Origin of the sequence: Thioalkalivibrio sulfidiphilus HL-EbGr7, assembly GCF_000021985.1 — a bacterium.
Classification (GTDB): Bacteria; Pseudomonadota; Gammaproteobacteria; order Ectothiorhodospirales; family Ectothiorhodospiraceae; genus Thioalkalivibrio_A; species Thioalkalivibrio_A sulfidiphilus.
The window spans coordinates 1871910-1891461 of the sequence record NC_011901.1 but is presented as its reverse complement, the minus strand read 5'-3'; the positions used below and the strand labels follow the sequence as shown (position 1 = coordinate 1891461).

The following is a 19552-nucleotide window of genomic DNA, read 5'->3' as shown; positions in this document are numbered from 1 at the left end:
GCAGGGCGCTTCGCCCGCCGCTATCGCGGCAGGAGGGGAACTGTGCTATTTTCAGGAAAACGCGGCATTTTTCCTGAAAAATCCAGCGCCCTGAAATAATGCAAGCCATTGATAAAAAAATACTTTCAAGAATATACGGGCGCGGCAGGGGTTGGGCGTTCACCAAGGTGGATTTCGTCCTGGATTTCGACGAGGCCAGCATCCACAAGGCCCTGTCGGACCTGGCCCGGGCCGGGACGATCCGCCGGGTGTGCCACGGCGTTTACGACTATCCTCGCCACAGCGAGCTGTTGGGGCAGGACCTGAGCCCGGACATGGACCAGGTGGCCCAGGCCCTGGCGCGCAAGTTTCACTGGCGCATCCAGCCCTCCGGTGATACGGCCCTGAACGTGCTGGGGCTCTCCACCCAGGTGCCGGGGCGCTGGCTGTATCACTCCAACGGCCCCAGCCGCCAGTACCGCATCGGTAACCAGACCCTGGCCTTCAGGAAAGCCGCCCTCAAGGACACGGGCTTCCGCCACCGCAAGAGCGCCCTGGTGGTGGAGGCGCTCAAGGCCCTGGGGCGCGAGCGGGTGGACGCCGCCACGATCCGCACCATCCGGGAGTACCTGGGCGCGGAGGATTGTGCCCGGGTGCTGCGTGAGACGCGCGCGGTGACCGGCTGGATCTACCAGATCATCAAGCAGGTGTGCGGGGAGGAGGGCTGATGCGCAAGGTCGCCCGCCTGGCCGAAGCGCAACGCCGCGAACTGTTTGCGGAGGCCGCGGCCCGTCTGGGCACCACCCCGGCGGTGGTGGAAAAGGACTTCTGGGTGACCTGGGTGCTCGACCGGCTGTTCAGCGATCCGGCGCTGGCCCGGGTGCTGATGTTCAAAGGCGGCACCAGCCTGTCCAAGGCCTACGGCCTGATCGAGCGCTTCTCGGAGGACATCGACCTGGTGCTCGACTGGCGGGTGCTGGTGGGGGAGGACCCGTTGGCCGAACTCTCCCGGACGCGGCAGGAAAGGCTCAACGAGGCGATCAACCAGCAGGCCCAGCGCTACCTGCGGGACGTGCTGCTGGGGCAGGTCAACCAGGTGCTGGAGGGGCTTTGCCAGGGTGACATCCCGGAAGGCGAGCCCCATGTGATCGCGCTACGCTATCCCGCCGCCTTTCCCGATGCCTATCTGCGCCCGCAGATCCTGCTGGAAATCGGCCCGCTGGCCTCCTGGCTGCCGCATGAATCGCGGGAGATCCGCCCCTATGCGGCGGAGGTGTTTCCCGGGGTGTTCGAGCGGGGTGCCTGCACGGTGCAGGTGATCAAGGCGGAGCGGACCTTCTGGGAGAAGGCGACCATTCTCCATCAGGAGGCCCACCGTCCCGACGACAACCCTCAGCCCGCGCGTTATTCCCGCCATTACTACGACCTGGCCCGCATGGCCCGCGCCCCCGTGCGGGCAGCCGCCCTGGCGGATCCCCGGCTGCTGGCGGATGTCGTGGCGTTCAAGCAGCGGTTCTATCCACGTGCCTGGGCGCGCTACGAGCTTGCACGAGCAGGCTCCTTGAGACTAGTTCCCGGAGACACCGTCTTGCGCCGGGTCGAGTCCGACTACCGGGCCATGGGCAACATGATCTTTGGCGACATCCCCTCATTCGATGACATCCTGACCGCCCTGCGCGAGCTGGAAACGGAAATCAACAGGACATGACATGAGTTCGATCGGACAGCCTGAACGCGTGACCCAGAACCGGGTCGTCCAGCTCTTTCGCGATGAGCTGGGCTACGACTACCTGGGCGACTGGGGCGAGCGCGAGGGCAACAGCAACATCGAGGAGGGGCTGCTGACGCAGTGGCTCGCCGGGCGGGGTTACAGCCAGGCCCAGATCTCCCGTGCCATCCACAAGCTGCGCGCCGAGGCGAACGATCACGGGCGCGAGCTCTACGAGAACAACAAGCACATCTACGGCCTGCTGCGCTACGGCGTGGCGGTGAAGACCGAGGCGGGGCAGCACACGCACACGGTGCACCTGATCGACTGGCAGTCCCCGCAGAATAACCACTTCGCCATTGCCGAGGAGGTTACCCTCAAGGGCAAGCTGGAACGGCGTCCCGATCTGGTGTTGTACGTGAACGGCATCGCAGTGGGTGTGCTGGAACTCAAGAACAGCCGGGTGTCCCTCGGCGACGGCATCCGCCAGAGCCTGTCCAACCAGCAGCCCGAATTCAACGCCTGGTTCTTCAGCACCGTGCAGTTCATCTTCGCGGGCAACGATTCCGAGGGGCTGCAATACGGCACCATCGGCACGCCGGAGAAGTTCTTCCTCAAGTGGAAGGAGGACGAGGCGGACAACAGCCGCTACAAGCTGGACAAGTACCTGCTCAAGATGTGCGACAAGCAGCGCCTGATCGAGCTGATGCACGATTTCGTGCTGTTCGACGGGGGCGTGAAGAAACTGCCCCGGGTGCATCAGTACTTCGGCATCAAGGCGGCGCAGACATACGTGCGCCGGGGCGAGGGCGGCATCATCTGGAACACCCAGGGCAGCGGCAAGAGCATCGTCATGGTGCTGCTGGCCAAGTGGATCCTGGAGAACAACCCCGATGCCCGGGTGGTGGTGATCACCGACCGGGACGAGCTGGACGCCCAGATCGAGCGGGTCTTCCGGGACGCGGGGGAGAGCATCTACCGCACCAGCAGCGGGCGTGACCTGGTGAACCAACTGGGCCAGGCCAGGCCCAGGCTGTTGTGCTCTCTGGTGCACAAGTTCGGCGCCCGGGGCGTGGAGGACTTCGACGCCTTCATCCGCGAGCTGAAAGCGCAGCCCAGCCCCACGGTGGGCGAGGTATTCGTGTTCGTGGACGAATGCCACCGCACCCAGGGCGGCAAGCTGAACCAGGTGATGAAGGCCATGATGCCCGACGCGGTGTTCATCGGCTTCACCGGCACGCCGCTGCTGAAGCGGGACAAGGCCACCAGTCTGGAGGTCTTTGGCGGCTACATCCACACCTACAAGTTCAGCGAGGCGGTGGAGGACCAGGTGGTCCTGGATCTGGTCTACGAGGCCCGGGATATCGACCAGAAGCTTGGCTCCCAGGCCAAGATCGACGAATGGTTTGCCGCCAAGACCAAGGGTCTGAACCCGTGGCAGCGGGATGAGCTGATGAAGAAGTGGGGCACCATGCAGCAGGTGCTTAGCTCCAAGTCCCGTATGAGCCGGGTGGTGGCCGACATCCTGTTCGATTTCGGCGTGAAGCCACGGCTGTCCAGCGAGCGGGGCAACGCCATCCTGGTGGCCTCCAGCATCTACGAGGCCTGCAAGTACTTCTCCCTGTTTCAGCAGACCAGCCTCAAGGGCAAGTGCGCGGTGGTGACCTCCTACAACCCCATGGCCAATCACGTGACCCTGGAGGAGACCGGCGCCAACACCGAGTCCGACAAGCAGTTCATCTACAGCATGTACACGGAACTGCTCAAGGACGTGGACGCCCAGCCGGGCAAGACGAAGACCGAGACCTACGAGGCCTGGGCCAAGGACCGGTTCACCCGGGAACCGGCCAACATGAAGCTGCTGGTGGTGGTGGACAAGCTGCTGACCGGCTTCGACGCGCCCCCCTGCACCTATCTCTACATCGACAAGTCCATGCAGGACCACGGCCTGTTCCAGGCCATCTGCCGCACCAACCGCCTGGACGGCGAGGACAAGGACTTCGGCTACATCGTCGATTACAAAGACCTGTTCAAGAAGGTGGAGAACGCCATCGCCGTGTACAGCTCCGAGCTGGACCACAGCGCCCCCGGCGCCGATCCCGAGGTGATGATCCAGGACCGCCTCACCAGGGGCCGGGAAAAGCTGGACGAGGCCCTGGAGGCCCTGGTCCTGCTGTGCGAGCCGGTGGAGCCCCCCAGGGGCGAGCTGGAGCACATCCATTACTTCTGCGGCAACACCGAGATCCCCGAAGACCTGGCCGAGCGCGTGCCGCTGAGAACGGCCCTCTACAAGGGTGTCGCCACCCTGATGCGCACCTATGCCGGGCTTGCCGACGAGATGGAGCCCGCGGGTTACTCGGCCAAGGAGGCAGCAGAGATCAAGCGCAGGCTGGAGGATTATCTCAAGCTACGGGACATCATCCGCAACGCCAGCGGCGAGACCCTGGACCTGAAGGCCTACGAGGCCGACATGCGGCACCTGATCGACACCTACATCGAGGCGGACGAACCCCGCAAGATCTCCGCCTTCGAGAACATCGGCCTGCTGGACCTGATCGTGAAGACCGGCGTCGCCGACGCCATCAATCAGCAGCTCGGCAACCTGAAGGGCAGCAGGGACGCCATCGCCGAGACCATCGAGAACAACGTCCGCAGCAAGATCCTCAAGGAACACCTGACCGACCCGGCCTACTTCGAGAAGATGTCCGCCCTGCTCGCCGAGATCATCGAGGCCCGCAAGGCCAAGGCCCTGGAGTACGAGGAATACCTCAGGCAGATCGCCGAGCTGGTGAAGAAGGTGGCCGAAGGCAAGGATGAGGACGTCCCGCCCGCGCTGGATACACCGGGCAAGCGGGCGCTGTACAACAACCTGATGCTGCGGGTGCCTGCGGCTCAGCCAGCGGGGCAGGTGTTGGAGGTCAGGCCGAGCTGCCCGGAACTGACCCAGGAGGAGGCCCTGGAGCTGGCCCTGAAGCTGGATGAGGTGGTGCGACAAGTCAGGCCGGACGGCTGGCGCGGTTTACAGCCACGGGAGAACACCATCAAGCGCGCGCTCTATGAGGTGCTTAAGGATCCCGATGAGGTGGATCGGCTGTTCAGCATCATCAAGGCCCAGGCGGAGTATTGATGAGCAACACCCTGGACCTGGGCGGCACCATCGTGGAGGTGGTGTACAAGGACATCAAGCACGTGCACCTGAGCGTCTACCCGCCCACGGGTACGGTCCGTATCACCGCGCCCAGGCGAACGAATATCCAGACCCTTCGCGCCTTCGCCATATCCAAGCTTGGCTGGATCCGCGATCAGCAGAAGAAACTGCGGGAGCAGGATCGTCAGCCTCCCCGGGAATACCTGGACCGCGAAAGCCACTACCTCTGGGGCAGGCGCTACCTGCTGAGCGTTCAGGAAGCCGATGCCGCCCCCAGGGTCAGCCGCAAGCACAGCCGCATTCTGTTACAGGTGCGCCCGGGTGCTGACGTGGAGACCCGTGATGCGGTGATGAATCAGTGGTACCGGGAGCAGATTCGGGCGGTGGCGCCAGGGCTCATCGCCAAGTGGGAGCCGGTGATGGGGGTGAAGGTCTCCCGTTATTACGTGCAGCGCATGAAGACCCAATGGGGCAGCTGCAACCCGAACGCCGCCACCATCCGCCTCAACTCGGAGCTGGCCAAGAAGCCCAGGGAATGCCTGGAGTACATCATCGTGCACGAAATGGTGCACCTCCTGGAGCGCAACCACACAGAGCGCTTCAGGGCCCTGATGGACCGGTTCCTGCCCCACTGGCAGCACGCCCGGAAACGGCTGAACGCCGAACCGCTGGGGCATGAGGAGTGGGCGTACTGAGATAGCAAGCCGGGCCTGAGAGCCGGGCGCCATACCATAACAAGTTGTTTTTCGGGGAAACGGAACGAACACATGAGCATCAAAGCGCAGCTGGAGCTTGCCCGTCAGGAATTGCTGGATATGGGGCTTCGGGGGAACCCCATGTTGCATGTACCCAGGAACAGCAAGTTCCTGGAGATCATGGAGGGAGACACGTCCTTCGTCTTCCAGACACTGACTGCCGAACGCAAGGCATTTGGTTTCCGGGGGCTGGCCGAGGATGGGGAGGGGGATGAACAGGACGATCTCGAAGGCGAGATTCTGTCCGAAGCGGGGGATGAAGCGGAAGCTGCCGTGGACTTCGCCTGGGAAGCCCTGAACACCCGGCAACTGCCAACCCGTCTCTCCGACGATCGCCTGGACGCCCGCCTGATCAAGATGGAGAGCGAGGCCCATACCCTGCTGCAGGAGCAGGGTATCGACGTTCTGTACCTGGCCCTGGGTTTCCTGGAGTGGTACGAGGACCCAAATGCCCAGACGCCCCGCTTCGCGCCTCTGGTGCTCGTGCCCGTCGAGCTCAGCCGAGAGTCCGTCAAGAGCCGGTACAGAGTTACCTACACCGGGTCGGATTTAGGCCCCAACTTGAATCTCGGCGCCAAACTGAAGGGCGAATTCCGCCTGCAACTGCCCGATTTCGAGGATGAGTTCGATTTCTCGGCCTACCTTGAGGCGGTGGAGACGACCATCGCCAACCAGGCGCGTTGGCGGGTGCATCCGGATCGCATGGTCCTTGGCTTCTTCTCCTTCGGCAAGTTCCAGATGTACGTGGATCTGGATCCAGGCAACTGGCCGGATGAAAGCGCATTGCTGGAGAACATGCAGCTCAAGAAACTCTTCGAGAGCGGTTTTCAGAGCGATGCGGACCTTCTTGAAGGGGTCACCGGGCATGATGCCCTTCGGGAGCCGGAGACCCTGCATCTGGTGAAAGATGCAGACTCAAGCCAGATGGAGGCGATTCTGGCTGTCATGGAGGGGGCCAACCTTGTCATCCAGGGGCCTCCCGGGACGGGCAAATCCCAGACCATCACGAACCTGGTCGGGGAGGCCCTGGCCCGGGGTAAGACGGTGTTGTTTGTCGCCCAGAAGATGGCGGCGCTGGAGGTGGTGAAGACACGCCTGGACGAATGCCACCTGGGCGATTCGGTCCTGGAACTGCACAGCCACAAGAGCAACAAGAAGGCGGTGCTTGAGTCCCTTAAAGCGGTATTCGATCAGGGCAAGCCGACCTCGCCTGACAGGGAGGCGGACTATCGGCGTCTCAGGGAAGTGCGTGAGTATCTCGATGGCTATGTCGAGGATGTGGGCGCGCCGGTACTCAGTTCCGGTCTGAACTACGTGCAGTGCCTGGGCCACATGCTGCAGCTCAGGAAGGATTCGCGCCTGGACGAACTGCCGCTGATCCCTTTCGACCTGTTGCGTCACTGGGATCGCGAGGCCCTCGGCCGGGGTGAACGCGCCATGGCGGGTGTGCGTGACCACCTGCGAGAATTCGGACCGAGTGATGACAACCCGTTCAATCGCTCCAGGCGGGATTCCCTCTCTCCGAACGAGGATCAGGTACTGACGCGACTGGTGTCTGACTCGTCCACACGCTTGCAGCAGCTCATGGACGATGCCCATGGCCTGGCCCAGGCCATGAAAGTCCCGAGCCCCACCAGCTTCTCCGACATCAGCGTCCTCCACCGGGCGGGAAAGCGGGCACTGGATGCGCCGCATCTCCAGGGTATCAGGGTCAGTACCCATGAATGGCAGGTACGTCGAGACGATATTCGCGAGGCCGTCTCCAGCGGCGCGGAAATGGCACGCTTGAGGGCCGCATTGTCTGAGGTGTTCATCGACGCGGCCTTCGAGGCGGACCTGTTGCCGGTCCGCATGGGGCTGGCCGGGCGCGCGGATAAATGGTGGCGGGTGTTTTCCGGCGCCTATCGCAAGGCAAAGACGGATCTGCGCGGACTGATGAAAGGGCCGCTGACGGGGAAGCCCACCCAGTGGCTGGCCTGGGTGGATGACCTCCTGGCTTACCAGAGACACAGCAAGCGATTCCGGGAGCTTGAACCCGTTTGCCGTTCCCTGTTTGGCGCGCAGTGGCAGGGTGTCCGCTCCGACTGGCCTGTGCTGGAGAGGCTGTCTTCCTGGATCATCGAACTCTACGAGGCCATTGGGAAAGGTGACCTGCCCGAGGGGCTCGCCGATTTCCTTGAGGGCGATCCGGACCTCAAGTCCTGGGAAGGACATGTGGAGGGTCTGGAAAAGCAGTCATCCCAGCTTCAGTCCATGCTGGGTGATCTCAAGCTTTTGTTGCGTTGGGAGGTCCAGGAGGGCGTCGAGTACAGCCTGGCGGACTGGCGGAATTTGCTCCAAGGCTGGAGGGACACCTCCAGACTGTATGCCATGACGCGTTTCAATCAACTGGAGAAGGAGATCGAGGCGGCTGGTCTGGGCAGCCTGATATCACAGCTTCGCGACTGGCGGAAATCTCCGGACGTGCTCGTGGACTGGCTTCGGCACAGCTATTTCTCCGGGTTGGTGGATAGCGCCTATGCGGACAAGGCACGTATCGGACAGTTCGATCGTCTGGCCCATGAGCGCATGATCCGGGAATTTTCACAGTTGGATCAGTCGGCGTTCAGTTTTGCCCAGGAAAAACTGGTCAGTCACCTCCATGAGGCGCTGCCATCGTTCCATGCTGCCGGTGAAATGGACATTCTGCGACGGGAATTCTCCAAAAAGCGTCGTCATCTTCCGATTCGACGTCTTATGAGCGAAGCGGGTAGTGTCATCCAGCGCATCAAGCCGGTGTTCATGATGAGTCCCATGTCCGTGGCCACGTATCTGCCACAGGGCAAGATCCATTTCGACCTGGTGATTTTTGACGAAGCCAGTCAGATCCCTGCTCCGGAGGCGCTGGGAGCGATCATCCGCGGCAACCAGGCTGTGGTGGTCGGTGACAGCAAGCAGATGCCGCCCACCAATTTCTTCAGCCGGGCAGTGGAGATCAGTGACGAGGAGGCTGAACTAAGCGCGACCGCCGACGTGGAAAGCATCCTCGGCCTGATGCTTGCGCAGGGCGTTCCGGAGCGCATGCTGCGCTGGCACTACAGAAGCCGCCATCATTCGCTGATTGCGGTATCGAACGATCAGTTCTACCAGAATCAATTGCTGATCTTCCCGAGCCCCGGGAGCAACCCGCATGCGCGTGGTCTGCGTTTCCATCATCTGGCGCATACACACTATGACCGGGGCGGGTCCCGGGCAAATCTGGGAGAGGCACAAGCGGTGGCGCGTGCTGTCATGGACCATGCCATGGCGACACCGGAGTTGTCCCTGGGGGTCGTGGCATTCAGTACCGCACAACGCGAGGTCATCCTGCTGGAAGTCGAACGCCTACGCAGAGAACATCCGGAAACCGAGGCGTTCTTCCGTCACCATGACGGTGGAGACGAGTTTTTCATCAAGAACCTTGAAAACGTACAGGGTGATGAGCGGGATGTGATTTTCATCAGTGTCGGCTATGGCTTCACTGCAACGGGGCAGCTGGGGCAGAACTTCGGCCCTCTGAACGGGCAGGGGGGAGAGCGCCGACTGAACGTATTGATTACACGTTCAAGGCTTGCCATGGATGTGTTCGCGAACTTCCGGGCAGACGACCTCAGAGTCGACGCGAATTCACCCTTCGGTGTCAGGGCGCTTAAGGCCTTCCTGCATTATGCGGAGACAGGGGACCTGCCCAAAGGACAGGAGACAGAGCGGGAGCCGGATTCCCCGTTCGAACTCGAGGTCATGCGGGCTATTGAGAGGCTGGGGTACGAAGTCCAGCCCCAGGTGGGAAGCAAGGGGTTCTACATAGACCTCGCCGTGCGTGACCCGGCCCAACCGGGACGCTACATACTGGCCGTGGAGTGTGATGGCGCCAGCTACCACAGCAGCGCTATCGCCAGGGAACGGGACAGGTTGCGACAGTCGGTGCTCGAAGGTCTGGGTTGGAGTTTTCACCGGATCTGGAGCACCGAGTGGTTCCGAAATGCCCGTGGAGAGATCGATCGTCTCCGAGAATCTATCGAATCCGCTCTTCGCAGTGCCGAGGCCTCGGTAAAGGGCGTAAACGTAGTTAAAAACCCGCATGACGGAGCGAATAGGACTCCAAAAGGACCGTTGATCGAGCGGGTGGCTGTGCCCGCGCAGGGCAGCCAGGCCAGTATCCCGCCTTATCAGCCGGTGGATGTGAAGACGCTTGGCCTTCCCAGGAACGTTGTAAATTTCCTGGATATTACCGAAGCCAAGCTATCTTCGGCCGTTCTGGCAGTTGTTGAGGGGGAGGGGCCTGTCCATACCCAGGTCCTGACAAGCCGAATTCTGAGCGCTGTGGGTCTGTCACGAGCCGGTTCGAGGATCCAGCAAAGGATTCTCGATATCATCAACAAGTTGGAACGCGGTAATCTGATCAGCTTCGATGGGGAGTTCGCATATCCCAAGGACGAATCTTCTGTTCCTGAGATCCGGGACTGGTGTGCATCCCCTGATGCGCCGAACAAGTTCGAGTATGTCCCGGACACCGAGCTGGTGTATGCCCTGTATCACACCGTGAAGGACGCGCATTCAATCCATCCTGATGACTGCATGGCCGCCGCGATTAATTTGCTTGGATTCAAGCGGCTTACCGCAAGCGTGCGGGAACGTCTGCAGGTGGTACTCGACGAAATGATCGAGACGCGCGCCCTGAGGTCTGTGTCCGATCGACTCCAGATCGGGGAAGAGGGCTGATCGAAAGTTGTTCCACCCAAAAGCGGATCTGGGCGTCACAGGGAAGGCGATGACATGGCTATGACATTGTGTGGTGAGCATCCATGGCAACGTTGATTCCATCACTCAACAGTTGCCTTGGTCGCATGCAGGCCGGTGAGAAGCGTTTTGCGCGTCGTCTCGAGAGTCATCTGGAAGATGACTATCTCTGCTGGTACGAGATGCCAGTGGGACGGCGGCAACGATATTCGGACTTCATTGTCCTGCATCCCGCCCGTGGTCTTCTGTTGCTCGAGGTCAAGGACTGGAAGATGGAGACCATCCACAGCCTTGATAGAAGCAGCGTAACCCTGCTGACGCCCAATGGGTTGAAGACCGCCAGCAATCCCCTGGAACAGGTGCGCCAGTGCGCTTACCAGCTGGTCAACCGTCTTGAAAGCGATCCGCAGCTGGTCAACCCCTCTGGACGCTATCAGGGCAAGCTCTGCTTTCCTTATGGCTATGGTGTGGTCCTGACCCAGATCAGCCGCGAGCAGTTCAATAGCAGTGGCATGGCTGAGGTCATGCCAGAGCACCAGGTGATCTGCCGTGACGAGATGATGGAGAGCACTGATCCGGAGGAGTTCCAGAAGCGTCTCTGGGATATGTTCAATGTCAGCTTTGCGCGCCAGATGAGCCTTCCACAGATCGACCGGGTGCGCTGGCATATCTTTCCTGAGATCCGGATCGGGGACGGTCAGGCGGGGTTGTTCGACGAGACACCTGCTGATGGGGCAGGGGGCGAGGAAGGCAACTCAGCTGACGAACTGATTCCTGACCTGATCAAAGTGATGGACATGCAGCAGGAGCAGCTGGCCCGGAGTCTCGGCCAGGGGCATCGGGTCATCCATGGTGTGGCGGGCTCTGGCAAGACGCTGATTCTAGGGTACCGCTGCCTCTACCTGGCCCGCCTTCTGCACAAGCCCATCCTCGTCATCTGTTTCAATATCACCCTGGCAGCCCGGTTGCGCGGCATGATGGAGGCGCAGGCCATCAACGATCGGGTCCACGTTTACCACTTCCACGACTGGTGCGGTGAGCAGCTCAAGCGCTACCACGTGCAGCGACCCGCACCGGGTGATCGTTACCTGGAAGAACTGGTTGCCAGGGTGATCGAGGCCACTGACAAGGGGCAGATCCCACGTGGACAATACGGCGCCCTGATGATCGACGAGGGCCATGATTTCGATGCCGACTGGCTCAGGCTGGTCGTTCAGATGGTCGATCCCGACGAGGGGTCCCTGCTGCTGCTCTACGATGATGCCCAGTCCATCTACAAGAAGAACAGGGCACTTGATTTCAGCCTCTCCAGCGTCGGTATACAGGCCCGTGGCCGTACCACGATCCTGAAGCTCAACTATCGCAACACCAATGAAATCCTCGATTTTGCCTACCGATTCGCCAAGCATTACCTGAACCCGACGGACTCTGACGAGGACCATGTGCCACTGGTCGAACCCCAGGCGGCTGGTCGCCATGGGCCACCGCCGTATCTGAAGCTGTGTTCATCTCTCGATGAAGAGATCCGCTACATCGCACACACGCTGTCACGGCTCAACCGTGAAGGTGTCCTCTGGCGAGATATGGCTGTCACCTGCCACTCCCGCAATCTTGCCAAGCAGCTTACAAAGGGATTGGGCGCATCGGGTATACCCGTTGATAGTCTCGTGGAGTCCGTCGAGAAGAAGGCCTTTGACCCGGCCCGGGATAGCGTCAAGGTCATGACGATGCACAGCAGCAAGGGTCTGGAGTTCCCGGTTGTAGTCATTCCAGGGATAGGGGGTCTGCCGGGTCAGTACGACGATCCTGCCTCGGATGCGAAATTGCTCTATGTGGCCATGACCCGTTCAACGGACAAGCTTCTGCTGACCGCAAGCCAAGAGTCCGAGTTCGTTAAGCAACTCATAGGAAATCAATCCCGATGAACGCTTCTGAAAGGAAGGACAAGGATTAATGCGACGCATGGTGTCGTATATGTGTCTGATAATCAGCGGTTCCTCAGCCCAAAGGTTGGGGCGCTTGATTCATTCACTCGGGAGGTATGATCAATGAGCTATGAAATTTCGCTTGATGAGCTGGACAGTGAAGTTCGCACCTACCATCGAAAGGAATCGGCGGTGTTTTACAAAACCAAAGAGACCTTCGGTGCTCTGTCAAATATGGCATCTGGATATCCCCTTCGGGTTAATTGTGTACGGATTCTCACGTCGGAAGCGCTCTATCAAGCCTGTCGATTCCCGCACCTCCCTGAAGTTCAGAGGGTCATCATCGATCAAAAAAGCCCAATAGCCGCAAAGATGAAAAGCAAACCCCATCGGAAGGATTCACGTCCAGACTGGGATCAAGTGCGAGTTGGCGTAATGCGGTGGTGTCTTCGTGTGAAGCTGGCGCAGAACTACAAGGAGTTTGGTCGGTGGCTTCTGGTGACAAAAGACAAGGAAATCGTGGAGCAGTCGAAGAAGGACGCTTTCTGGGGTGCAAAGGTGATCGATGATGATGGTGAGATCCTGGTCGGGCAGAATGTGCTGGGCAGGTTGTTGATGGAGCTTCGGGAGCTGTACAGAAACGATGATGAAGAGCGGCTTAAGATGGTTGCTCCGTTAGAAATTAAAAACTTCATGCTGTTTGGTGAGTCGATTAAGGCTATTCCTGAGGATGGTTTGATAGGCCATCATGAACAACGACAGCCTTGTCTCTTTTAGAAAAATGAGGACGCATGCTTATCACTAGCAGCGGTTTGGAATGCTTCGATATACTCACAAATTAAGGCTGTTAGAGGTTTATGGAAAATGAATAAACAACAATTTAACGAAGATAGGGATGTCAAAGGATTCATAAGTTGGGCTGTCTACAATTTGAATAGTATTGAAATCAATCTCCGCGTATCACGTTCAGGAACAGGGATGGCAGATGGAAGGAAAGGTCCGGGAGTCTCCGGTAGGTTTGTCGGAGTGAATGCAGTCGTTCATGCGTATCAATGGAGATCCGAGCTGGTTGATAGAGATGGGAAAAAACTGGTTACGCAGGATTGGACATCAACACGCAAAGCACTCGAGGGTCTTGGTGTCTGGCTACGAGAAGAGGTTGACAATGGAAACCAAGATGGCGCCTTGGAGGCTTGTCGTCAGATTGTTAAATGGGGTGGTGATAGAAACTCAAATGTCGGAGCGATTCCTTTTTTAGAGAACAAGGAGGATCTTCCTATATATCTAAAGAAGACAAGGGATTTATTCCATCTTGAATGTGCAGATACCAATATTCTTGAATATGTTGGCAAAATGAATGCGATGCTGACAAAGGTTCATGCCCTTAATTCACGTGATGGGCTACCAATTTATGATTCGCGTGTTGCAGCAGCTATTTCATCTCTTATTGAAGTGTACCGCGTTCATCAAGAGATGAGTTGGAAAGAAATGCCAAAGTCCCTTGATTTTAAAGCAACCGAGCGTAGGTCGAAAAGGGAAAATGGAAAATATATAAGAAAATACGATCGGGAGGTGCAGGGAATGCGTGATGTTTATCAGCCTGTAGTTGGTGGTGGGCTGATGCCGGTAGATGAGATTGCAAAGGCAAAGACTTGGTCCTCGTGCAAAATCAGACTGGGTTGGTTGTTGGAAGCGATCATCTGTGAGGCGGATCAACAGAATAGATCGTTATTTGACGAAGAAGTCACGGATGGCTCGATGAGATCAAAAATGCATGCTTTTGAGGCCGCGCTATTCATGATGGGGTTCGATGTGGGCTGTTTTTGATTGTAAGTCAAAGTATAAAGCCAGATATCATGTCAACACTGCATTCGTGCGTTCCCGAAGATAACGGCAAACATCACACTCAGAACCCGCATCAGGAACAAGATCCTGCTCCAGGCACTCAATGGCCTCGTCCACAGCCTGTCCGACCCAGCTGTCATCCCCTTCGTAGGGTATCAGCGTTGTCTCAAAGCGCATGCGGCCCTGAAGGCCCTCATCGTAGAAGCCACCTTCCTTGCTGCCATTCACATATAGGAAATAGGCCACAGGGCTGATAGTGAATCCCGACTGGCGCAGCAGCCACTGATAGATCTCTGCCTGGCGCTTGTAGGAATCCCCGAATCCCGAGTCAATATCGGGAACGCCTTTCTTGGAGGTGGACTTGTAGTCCACAACGTGGAGCTCTCCGGTCTCTCGATCTTCCCAGATGTCATCAACCGCACCGAAGACTACGGCACCATCTGATCGCTGCACCCGGACGCCGTGTCGATTGCTGCGCCAGGAATCCATCTGTTCGTGATTGCAGGCCCTGACATTGAGCCCCTCGCGCTCCCACAAAGGATGCATTGCCCCGGTGGGTCGTACCGCATCGAACTCGTTCTTGAGCAGGGCATCTGTCGCCACCGCCAGGGTGAGCGGGACCATCTTCAATGACTTGACCCCACGACGACGCTCCATGTAGAAGCACTGGGGGCAACGCAGGTATTGCTCAATCGCGGTTCTGGATAGGTCCATTGCTCTCTCCTCGGTTATCCTGTCGCTCATGCTTTGAAACATTTACTCGGCTCAGCCGGTCAGTTCATCAAGATTGGTTATTTCACGCTTGGAATTCAGTAGGATCTGTCTGATATCCGGCGTGGGTGTTTCGCAGTGCAGCTCGAGCGTCCCATTTGAATTCCCAACCGCCATAGCGGCTTCTGCTGTCAGTCTGGGAACCGTGATACGTAAATGCCCGGTGAATTGGGCGAGCATCCTTAAGATATCAGGGCTGGGTTCAATCCCCAGTTCTATAGAGAGAGCATGCCCACCATATTGTGACAGTTCGTCAGCAGCCTTTACGGAGACCGAATCCTCGCTGACGCTGATCTGCAGCTCCTCACTGGCGAGGGATCTGGATAGCGCGGTGGCAGCGTCATCACACAGACGAGGGACCTCAAGCATCAGCAACTCTGTTCGCACCCTGGACAGGTGGGCAGCTGTCACTTCATCCAGCCGGTCCAGATGTAGCAATAGCTGGTGGCCCTGAAATGCACTCAGTACATCAGCTTCTTGGTGACTTAAATCTGATATCCCTTCGAGGTTCACACTCTCTGCATACCTGGATAGCAATATTAGGTTCATGCGCTCCATTCGTCCGAGATATTCGGATGCACCCCAAATTCTCCCGATCGACAGCTTTACATGTTCTGCCATCTCTAATACGAGACTCACACATGCATCGTTCATCAGTGGCAGTTCTGTGAACTCAATTGTCTCGGCACTGGATGAGGCAAGCGCCTGCGCTGCCGACAGGGTGATTGAGCAGTAATTCAGATGAAGAACACCGGGTAACACCGCCAACTCCCTGGCGGTGTTACCCTCGAGTTCCTTACCCGTAAAACTGTTCGTGTGTGTACTCACAACTGAATTTTCTCTTTGATCATGAAATCGCAGTACTTCTTACCAGTCTTTTTCTGTAGTTCAGTAAAACGTTTCTTTTCCTTGATAGCTACTGATCTGACGATTTTGCGATATTCCTCTGGAATTTTGTCGAACCACTCCTTTCTTTGTTCCTTATCGAACCGAACAGTTATGTATTTACCTGATTCTGTCTTGACCCATCGTGAACCTTTGTACTGTAACCAAAGCAGTGCAGAGACCCATTGTCTGACCTGATGATCGTTTTTCTCCTGATCCATCTACTGACCCCCGTCTTGTCTGGAACAGGGGTATTATCAGGCATGACGGCGACGCCAAATGTCGCAAAAGAGCGCGCTTAGTCGGTCCTTTATGTCATTGATAATGCGAGGAATAAATCTTTGAGAGCTTGGTGGAGAGTTCCTTGAAATAGGCTCTGTATTCCTTGGGTGAGAGCACCTCGATATCATCCGCGAAATCATGGAGTTGCGTGAGCAGATCTCGGGTGTTGTTCACTGTGGCCTCGATTCTGACCCGACCGTCGCGGGTCTTTTTGACCATCTGATCATCACCGAACGGCCTTTCCTGAATGTATTTGGCAGTGTGGGGCTTTGCCAGGATCTTGAGCTTGAAGGTGGCACCAATCTCCCTGAGAGAGTCGACCGGCGGGGCGCCCAGAAAGTCAGGTGAACGAATGTACTTGTCCAGATCAAAACCCTCTGGCGCACGCGCGACATCTCCTTCTATGACCCGGACGGCTGTGAACCTATGCATTGGCCAGGCCATAACCTTCTCCTTGTCTATGTCGTTCCCTACTTCGTCAATCACATGAATCAGATACAACGTATCAAATCGGCTCACGATGCCCAGGGGGGATATCTCGCATATTTTTCCTGACTTTGAGCGAGTCGAGACGGGCCGATAGGTGATCAATGCCTTGCGATTGCGCATCAGGGCGTCATGAATCCCAGTGAGCACCTGTGGGGCGATTTCGGCAGGTAATCGGCTGCCACTGCGGGGGAGAATGCGAATCTTTCTCGATAACGCCTGTGCCTTGCCGCCGCTTTGCAAGAGGACCATCCGTGCACGCCGGAAATCAGGCTCCATGGTGGCGAGTACGGATCTGGGCAGGACAGCGCTGGCCAACTGACCGGCCATTTCGTAGGTGATGGCTGTTGCCGGGTCCATGTTGCCAATGGTCGGGCGCCCCGTCTCGCTGGGCCATGCCCACTCGTAGGGATGCCCGCGATCCGTGGTGCGCTTTCGTCCAACAAGCCCAAACTGCATTTCGAAAAACTTCAGTATTCTCTGAATTGTTCGATCCGTGACCTCCAACCCCTCTGCCTCGAGTGCCGTGCTCAAGTCGCGGACGGTCTTGAATCTTGGTGCTGTCTCCAGGGTAGAAAGGAGATGCCACATCCGCAGAAATTCGGCAAATTCGTAATTCTCTTTCTTTCTCTTTGCCATTCTTTCCCCCTGTCCTCGAAGCCGAGAGCTTGAACCCCTTATGCGACATTGCGTGTCGCATGCGACCCTTACTATAAGGTCCCGTTGCAGGACGGGGCAATGAAGACTTGGTCGGGGGGTATACATGAAGGTATCGGGTAAAAGGGTTCGCCACAGAAAGTACCGTCAGGGGCCACTTGAAGATCAGTATCGCGCCCAGATCCGCCTATGGATCCTGCGTATACTTGTAAACTTGAATGGATTTCAGATGGGTGGAAGGTCATACGGAGTTAATCTGCGATTTATCATGGACTTCGTCGCGCCACATCTGGTTGAGGAGATGGATAATGACGAATCAGGGAAGATCACCCTGTCCGCATTGAAAAGCATACTGTTCGATGCGGAGTTGGACTTCGTGCCAGAGTCCACCGCGCTTGGATTTGGTATTGATCTACTGGTCGAAGTGCTTGGCATTAACGCAGCAGAGCGCGAAGTACTGGAATTTTTCATTCTCTGTAAATACTCCAGAATGCTCAATGACGCGCTTGAGCTCACTCCCCAAAATCTGGACATGGCAAGTGCCTGTTCAATTCTCAGTGTGATTCTGAATAGGCCTCTCCAGGCAATCGAGAACGCCCTGTCGTCTGACGGGATTCTCATTAACGCGGGCTTACTCGAATCAGATGGGCACCCGGTCTCCCTGGAAAGAAAGTTCAACGTACCAGGGCAACTGGTCGACAAGTTATCCGTCGCGCATAGCTCTTCGCTGGATGTCCTGGACACTTTTCTCAATAGAGCGCCCGAGTCAGTCCTCGTGCGGGAGGATTTCGCCGAGCATGCAGACAGTTTTGATCTCGTGAGCGAGTATCTGTCGGCTGCAGTCCGTGATGGACTCTCGGGCGTGAATATTCTGCTTTATGGAGCACCCGGGGTTGGTAAAACACAGATTGTGCGCTGTATATGCAACACCCTGAGAATTGACCTGTTTGAGGTGCCCGATCAGGACAAAGAGGGTGGTGTCTATGCTCCCGCAGAGCGGCTCTCGGCTTACCTCTTCAGTCAGAAGCTGCTTGAGAATAAATCTGATACTGCGATTCTTTTTGACGAGATGGAAGATGTTTTTCCACAACCCGATTTTTTCGATTCGATGCGTCCGAGGAGGATGCGAACCAAGGGACGAAAGTCGTGGATCAACCGGCTACTCGAGACCAATAAGAGACCCGCATTTTGGGTAGGAAACAATATCGATCATCTGGACCTTGCCTATCTGCGCAGGTTCGACCTTGTTCTTGAGATCCCGAAACCAAGTCAATCGATGCGCAAACGGATCTTGAACAAGTTCCTCGCTGAAAAAGGTATCGAGACGAACGGATGGATCGGCCGGGTTCCGGACAGCCCACACCTGACCCCAGGCCTGATCGAGAAGTCGGTGCGCGTAATCCAGGCAATTAATCCGGGTGAGGCGGGAGCCGCGCAACTTTACAAGCGTTTGACCGGCAATGTGCTCAAGGCCATGGGGTATCAGGCACCCACGGTCCCTGATAAAGAGTCCGTCATCAGCTATGACCCGGAGGTGATCAACATCGACGTGGACCCGACTACGCTGACTCGGGGTATTTCGGACATGCAGGATGCACGAATTCTGTTTTACGGGGCACCGGGTACCGGGAAGACGGAGCTTGCTCGGCATCTGGCCAAGTCCCTCGAAAAACCACTGATCGTACGCAAGCCCTCTGACCTCCTGGACAAGTTTCTCGGTGGTACAGAGAAAAACCTGGCCGCGGTTTTCGAAGAGGCGGAACAGGAAGGTGCCGTTCTCCTGCTCGATGAGGTCGACAGTTTTCTCATGACCAGGGCTGCGGCGCACAGAAGCTGGGAGATCACCCAGGTCAATGAGCTGCTCGTTCAGATCGAGGCCTTCAAGGGTGTCCTGATTGCATGCACCAATGCCATGAGTCTTCTGGATGAAGCAGCAATGCGCCGATTTGATGTCAAGGTGCGGTTTGAATGCATGAGTGCCAGCCAGGTGCGAAAACTGTTCTGCCAGGTGCTCAATCAGTTGGGATCAGAGGCTTGTGAAACTAACTCGCTCATCGAGCGCAGGCTGGGAAGACTGGATTCGCTCACACCCGGGGACTTCCATGCAGTGATACGCCGTCTGCGAATCACTGGGCTCGAGCTCTCTCCCCAGTCGCTCTGTGCTGCATTGGAGCAGGAGTCCTCGAAGAAGGCTGAAAACAAGGGTAGGGGGATCGGGTTCTCTGCGCATCTTTGATGTGCCGATGGAGTACCGGTCTCGGAAAAAGCGCATTCAAATCGACCGAGAGCCAAGCATCAATTACATGATCCGATGTGGATTCGAATTATTACATGTGAATCCAGATTGTGCTGT

The 19552-nt window shown here is 57.4% G+C and carries 13 protein-coding genes; 9 read left to right on the top strand and 4 right to left on the bottom strand.

Translation table 11 applies throughout. The annotated features are described in order from the left end of the window. Positions 1-98 precede the first annotated feature (98 nt). From TGR7_RS08910 to TGR7_RS17455, 8 genes are all read left to right on the top strand, one after another. Positions 99-707 carry a DUF6088 family protein gene (locus TGR7_RS08910; protein ID WP_012638341.1) on the top strand — a complete coding sequence of 203 codons (609 nt, stop codon included), beginning with the start codon at positions 99-101 and terminating at the stop codon, positions 705-707. Next, positions 707-1687, top strand: a complete 981-nt coding sequence (locus TGR7_RS08905; RefSeq protein ID WP_012638340.1) for a nucleotidyl transferase AbiEii/AbiGii toxin family protein — start codon at positions 707-709, stop codon at positions 1685-1687. The genes TGR7_RS08910 and TGR7_RS08905 overlap by 1 nt, the downstream gene beginning before the upstream one ends. Position 1688: 1 nt before the next feature. Next, on the top strand, positions 1689-4814 hold the full coding sequence (locus tag TGR7_RS08900; RefSeq protein ID WP_012638339.1) for a type I restriction endonuclease subunit R: 3126 nt from the start codon (positions 1689-1691) through the stop codon (positions 4812-4814). Continuing rightward, a complete protein-coding gene (locus TGR7_RS08895) occupies positions 4814-5530 on the top strand; it encodes a M48 family metallopeptidase (protein ID WP_012638338.1) in 717 nt (238 codons plus the stop codon). The genes TGR7_RS08900 and TGR7_RS08895 overlap by 1 nt, the downstream gene beginning before the upstream one ends. A gap of 72 nt (positions 5531-5602) precedes the next feature. Beyond that, complete coding sequence (locus TGR7_RS08890; protein ID WP_012638337.1) at positions 5603-10330, top strand: DUF3320 domain-containing protein; 4728 nt, start codon at positions 5603-5605, stop codon at positions 10328-10330. Between the two features lie 83 nt (positions 10331-10413). Beyond that, a complete protein-coding gene (locus TGR7_RS08885) occupies positions 10414-12273 on the top strand; it encodes a 3'-5' exonuclease (protein WP_012638336.1) in 1860 nt (619 codons plus the stop codon). 123 nt (positions 12274-12396) lie between these two features. Next, positions 12397-13050, top strand: a complete 654-nt coding sequence (locus TGR7_RS08880; protein ID WP_012638335.1) for an NADAR family anti-phage protein — start codon at positions 12397-12399, stop codon at positions 13048-13050. 87 nt (positions 13051-13137) lie between these two features. Further along, positions 13138-14100 carry a hypothetical protein gene (locus tag TGR7_RS17455; protein WP_012638334.1) on the top strand — a complete coding sequence of 321 codons (963 nt, stop codon included), beginning with the start codon at positions 13138-13140 and terminating at the stop codon, positions 14098-14100. Positions 14101-14127: 27 nt separating this feature from the next. On the opposite strand, the gene TGR7_RS08865 is transcribed toward TGR7_RS17455, so the two are convergent. From TGR7_RS08865 to TGR7_RS08855, 4 genes are all read right to left on the bottom strand, one after another. Further along, positions 14128-14832 carry a PD-(D/E)XK nuclease family protein gene (locus TGR7_RS08865; protein WP_012638333.1) on the bottom strand — a complete coding sequence of 235 codons (705 nt, stop codon included), beginning with the start codon at positions 14830-14832 and terminating at the stop codon, positions 14128-14130. Between the two features lie 51 nt (positions 14833-14883). Further along, positions 14884-15717 carry a hypothetical protein gene (locus TGR7_RS08860; protein ID WP_041441381.1) on the bottom strand — a complete coding sequence of 278 codons (834 nt, stop codon included), beginning with the start codon at positions 15715-15717 and terminating at the stop codon, positions 14884-14886. Continuing rightward, entirely contained in the window at positions 15714-15995 is a 282-nt protein-coding gene (locus tag TGR7_RS17450; RefSeq protein ID WP_012638331.1) for a hypothetical protein, read from the bottom strand. Before TGR7_RS17450 ends, TGR7_RS08860 begins: the two co-directional genes overlap by 4 nt. Before the next feature lie 94 nt (positions 15996-16089). Beyond that, positions 16090-17181, bottom strand: coding sequence for a helix-turn-helix transcriptional regulator (locus tag TGR7_RS08855; RefSeq protein ID WP_012638330.1), 1092 nt, complete (start codon positions 17179-17181; stop codon positions 16090-16092). Positions 17182-17467: 286 nt separating this feature from the next. On the opposite strand from TGR7_RS08855, the gene TGR7_RS16775 reads away from it, so the two are divergent. Next, positions 17468-19435, top strand: a complete 1968-nt coding sequence (locus TGR7_RS16775) for an AAA family ATPase (RefSeq protein ID WP_012638329.1) — start codon at positions 17468-17470, stop codon at positions 19433-19435. Positions 19436-19552 lie beyond the last annotated feature (117 nt).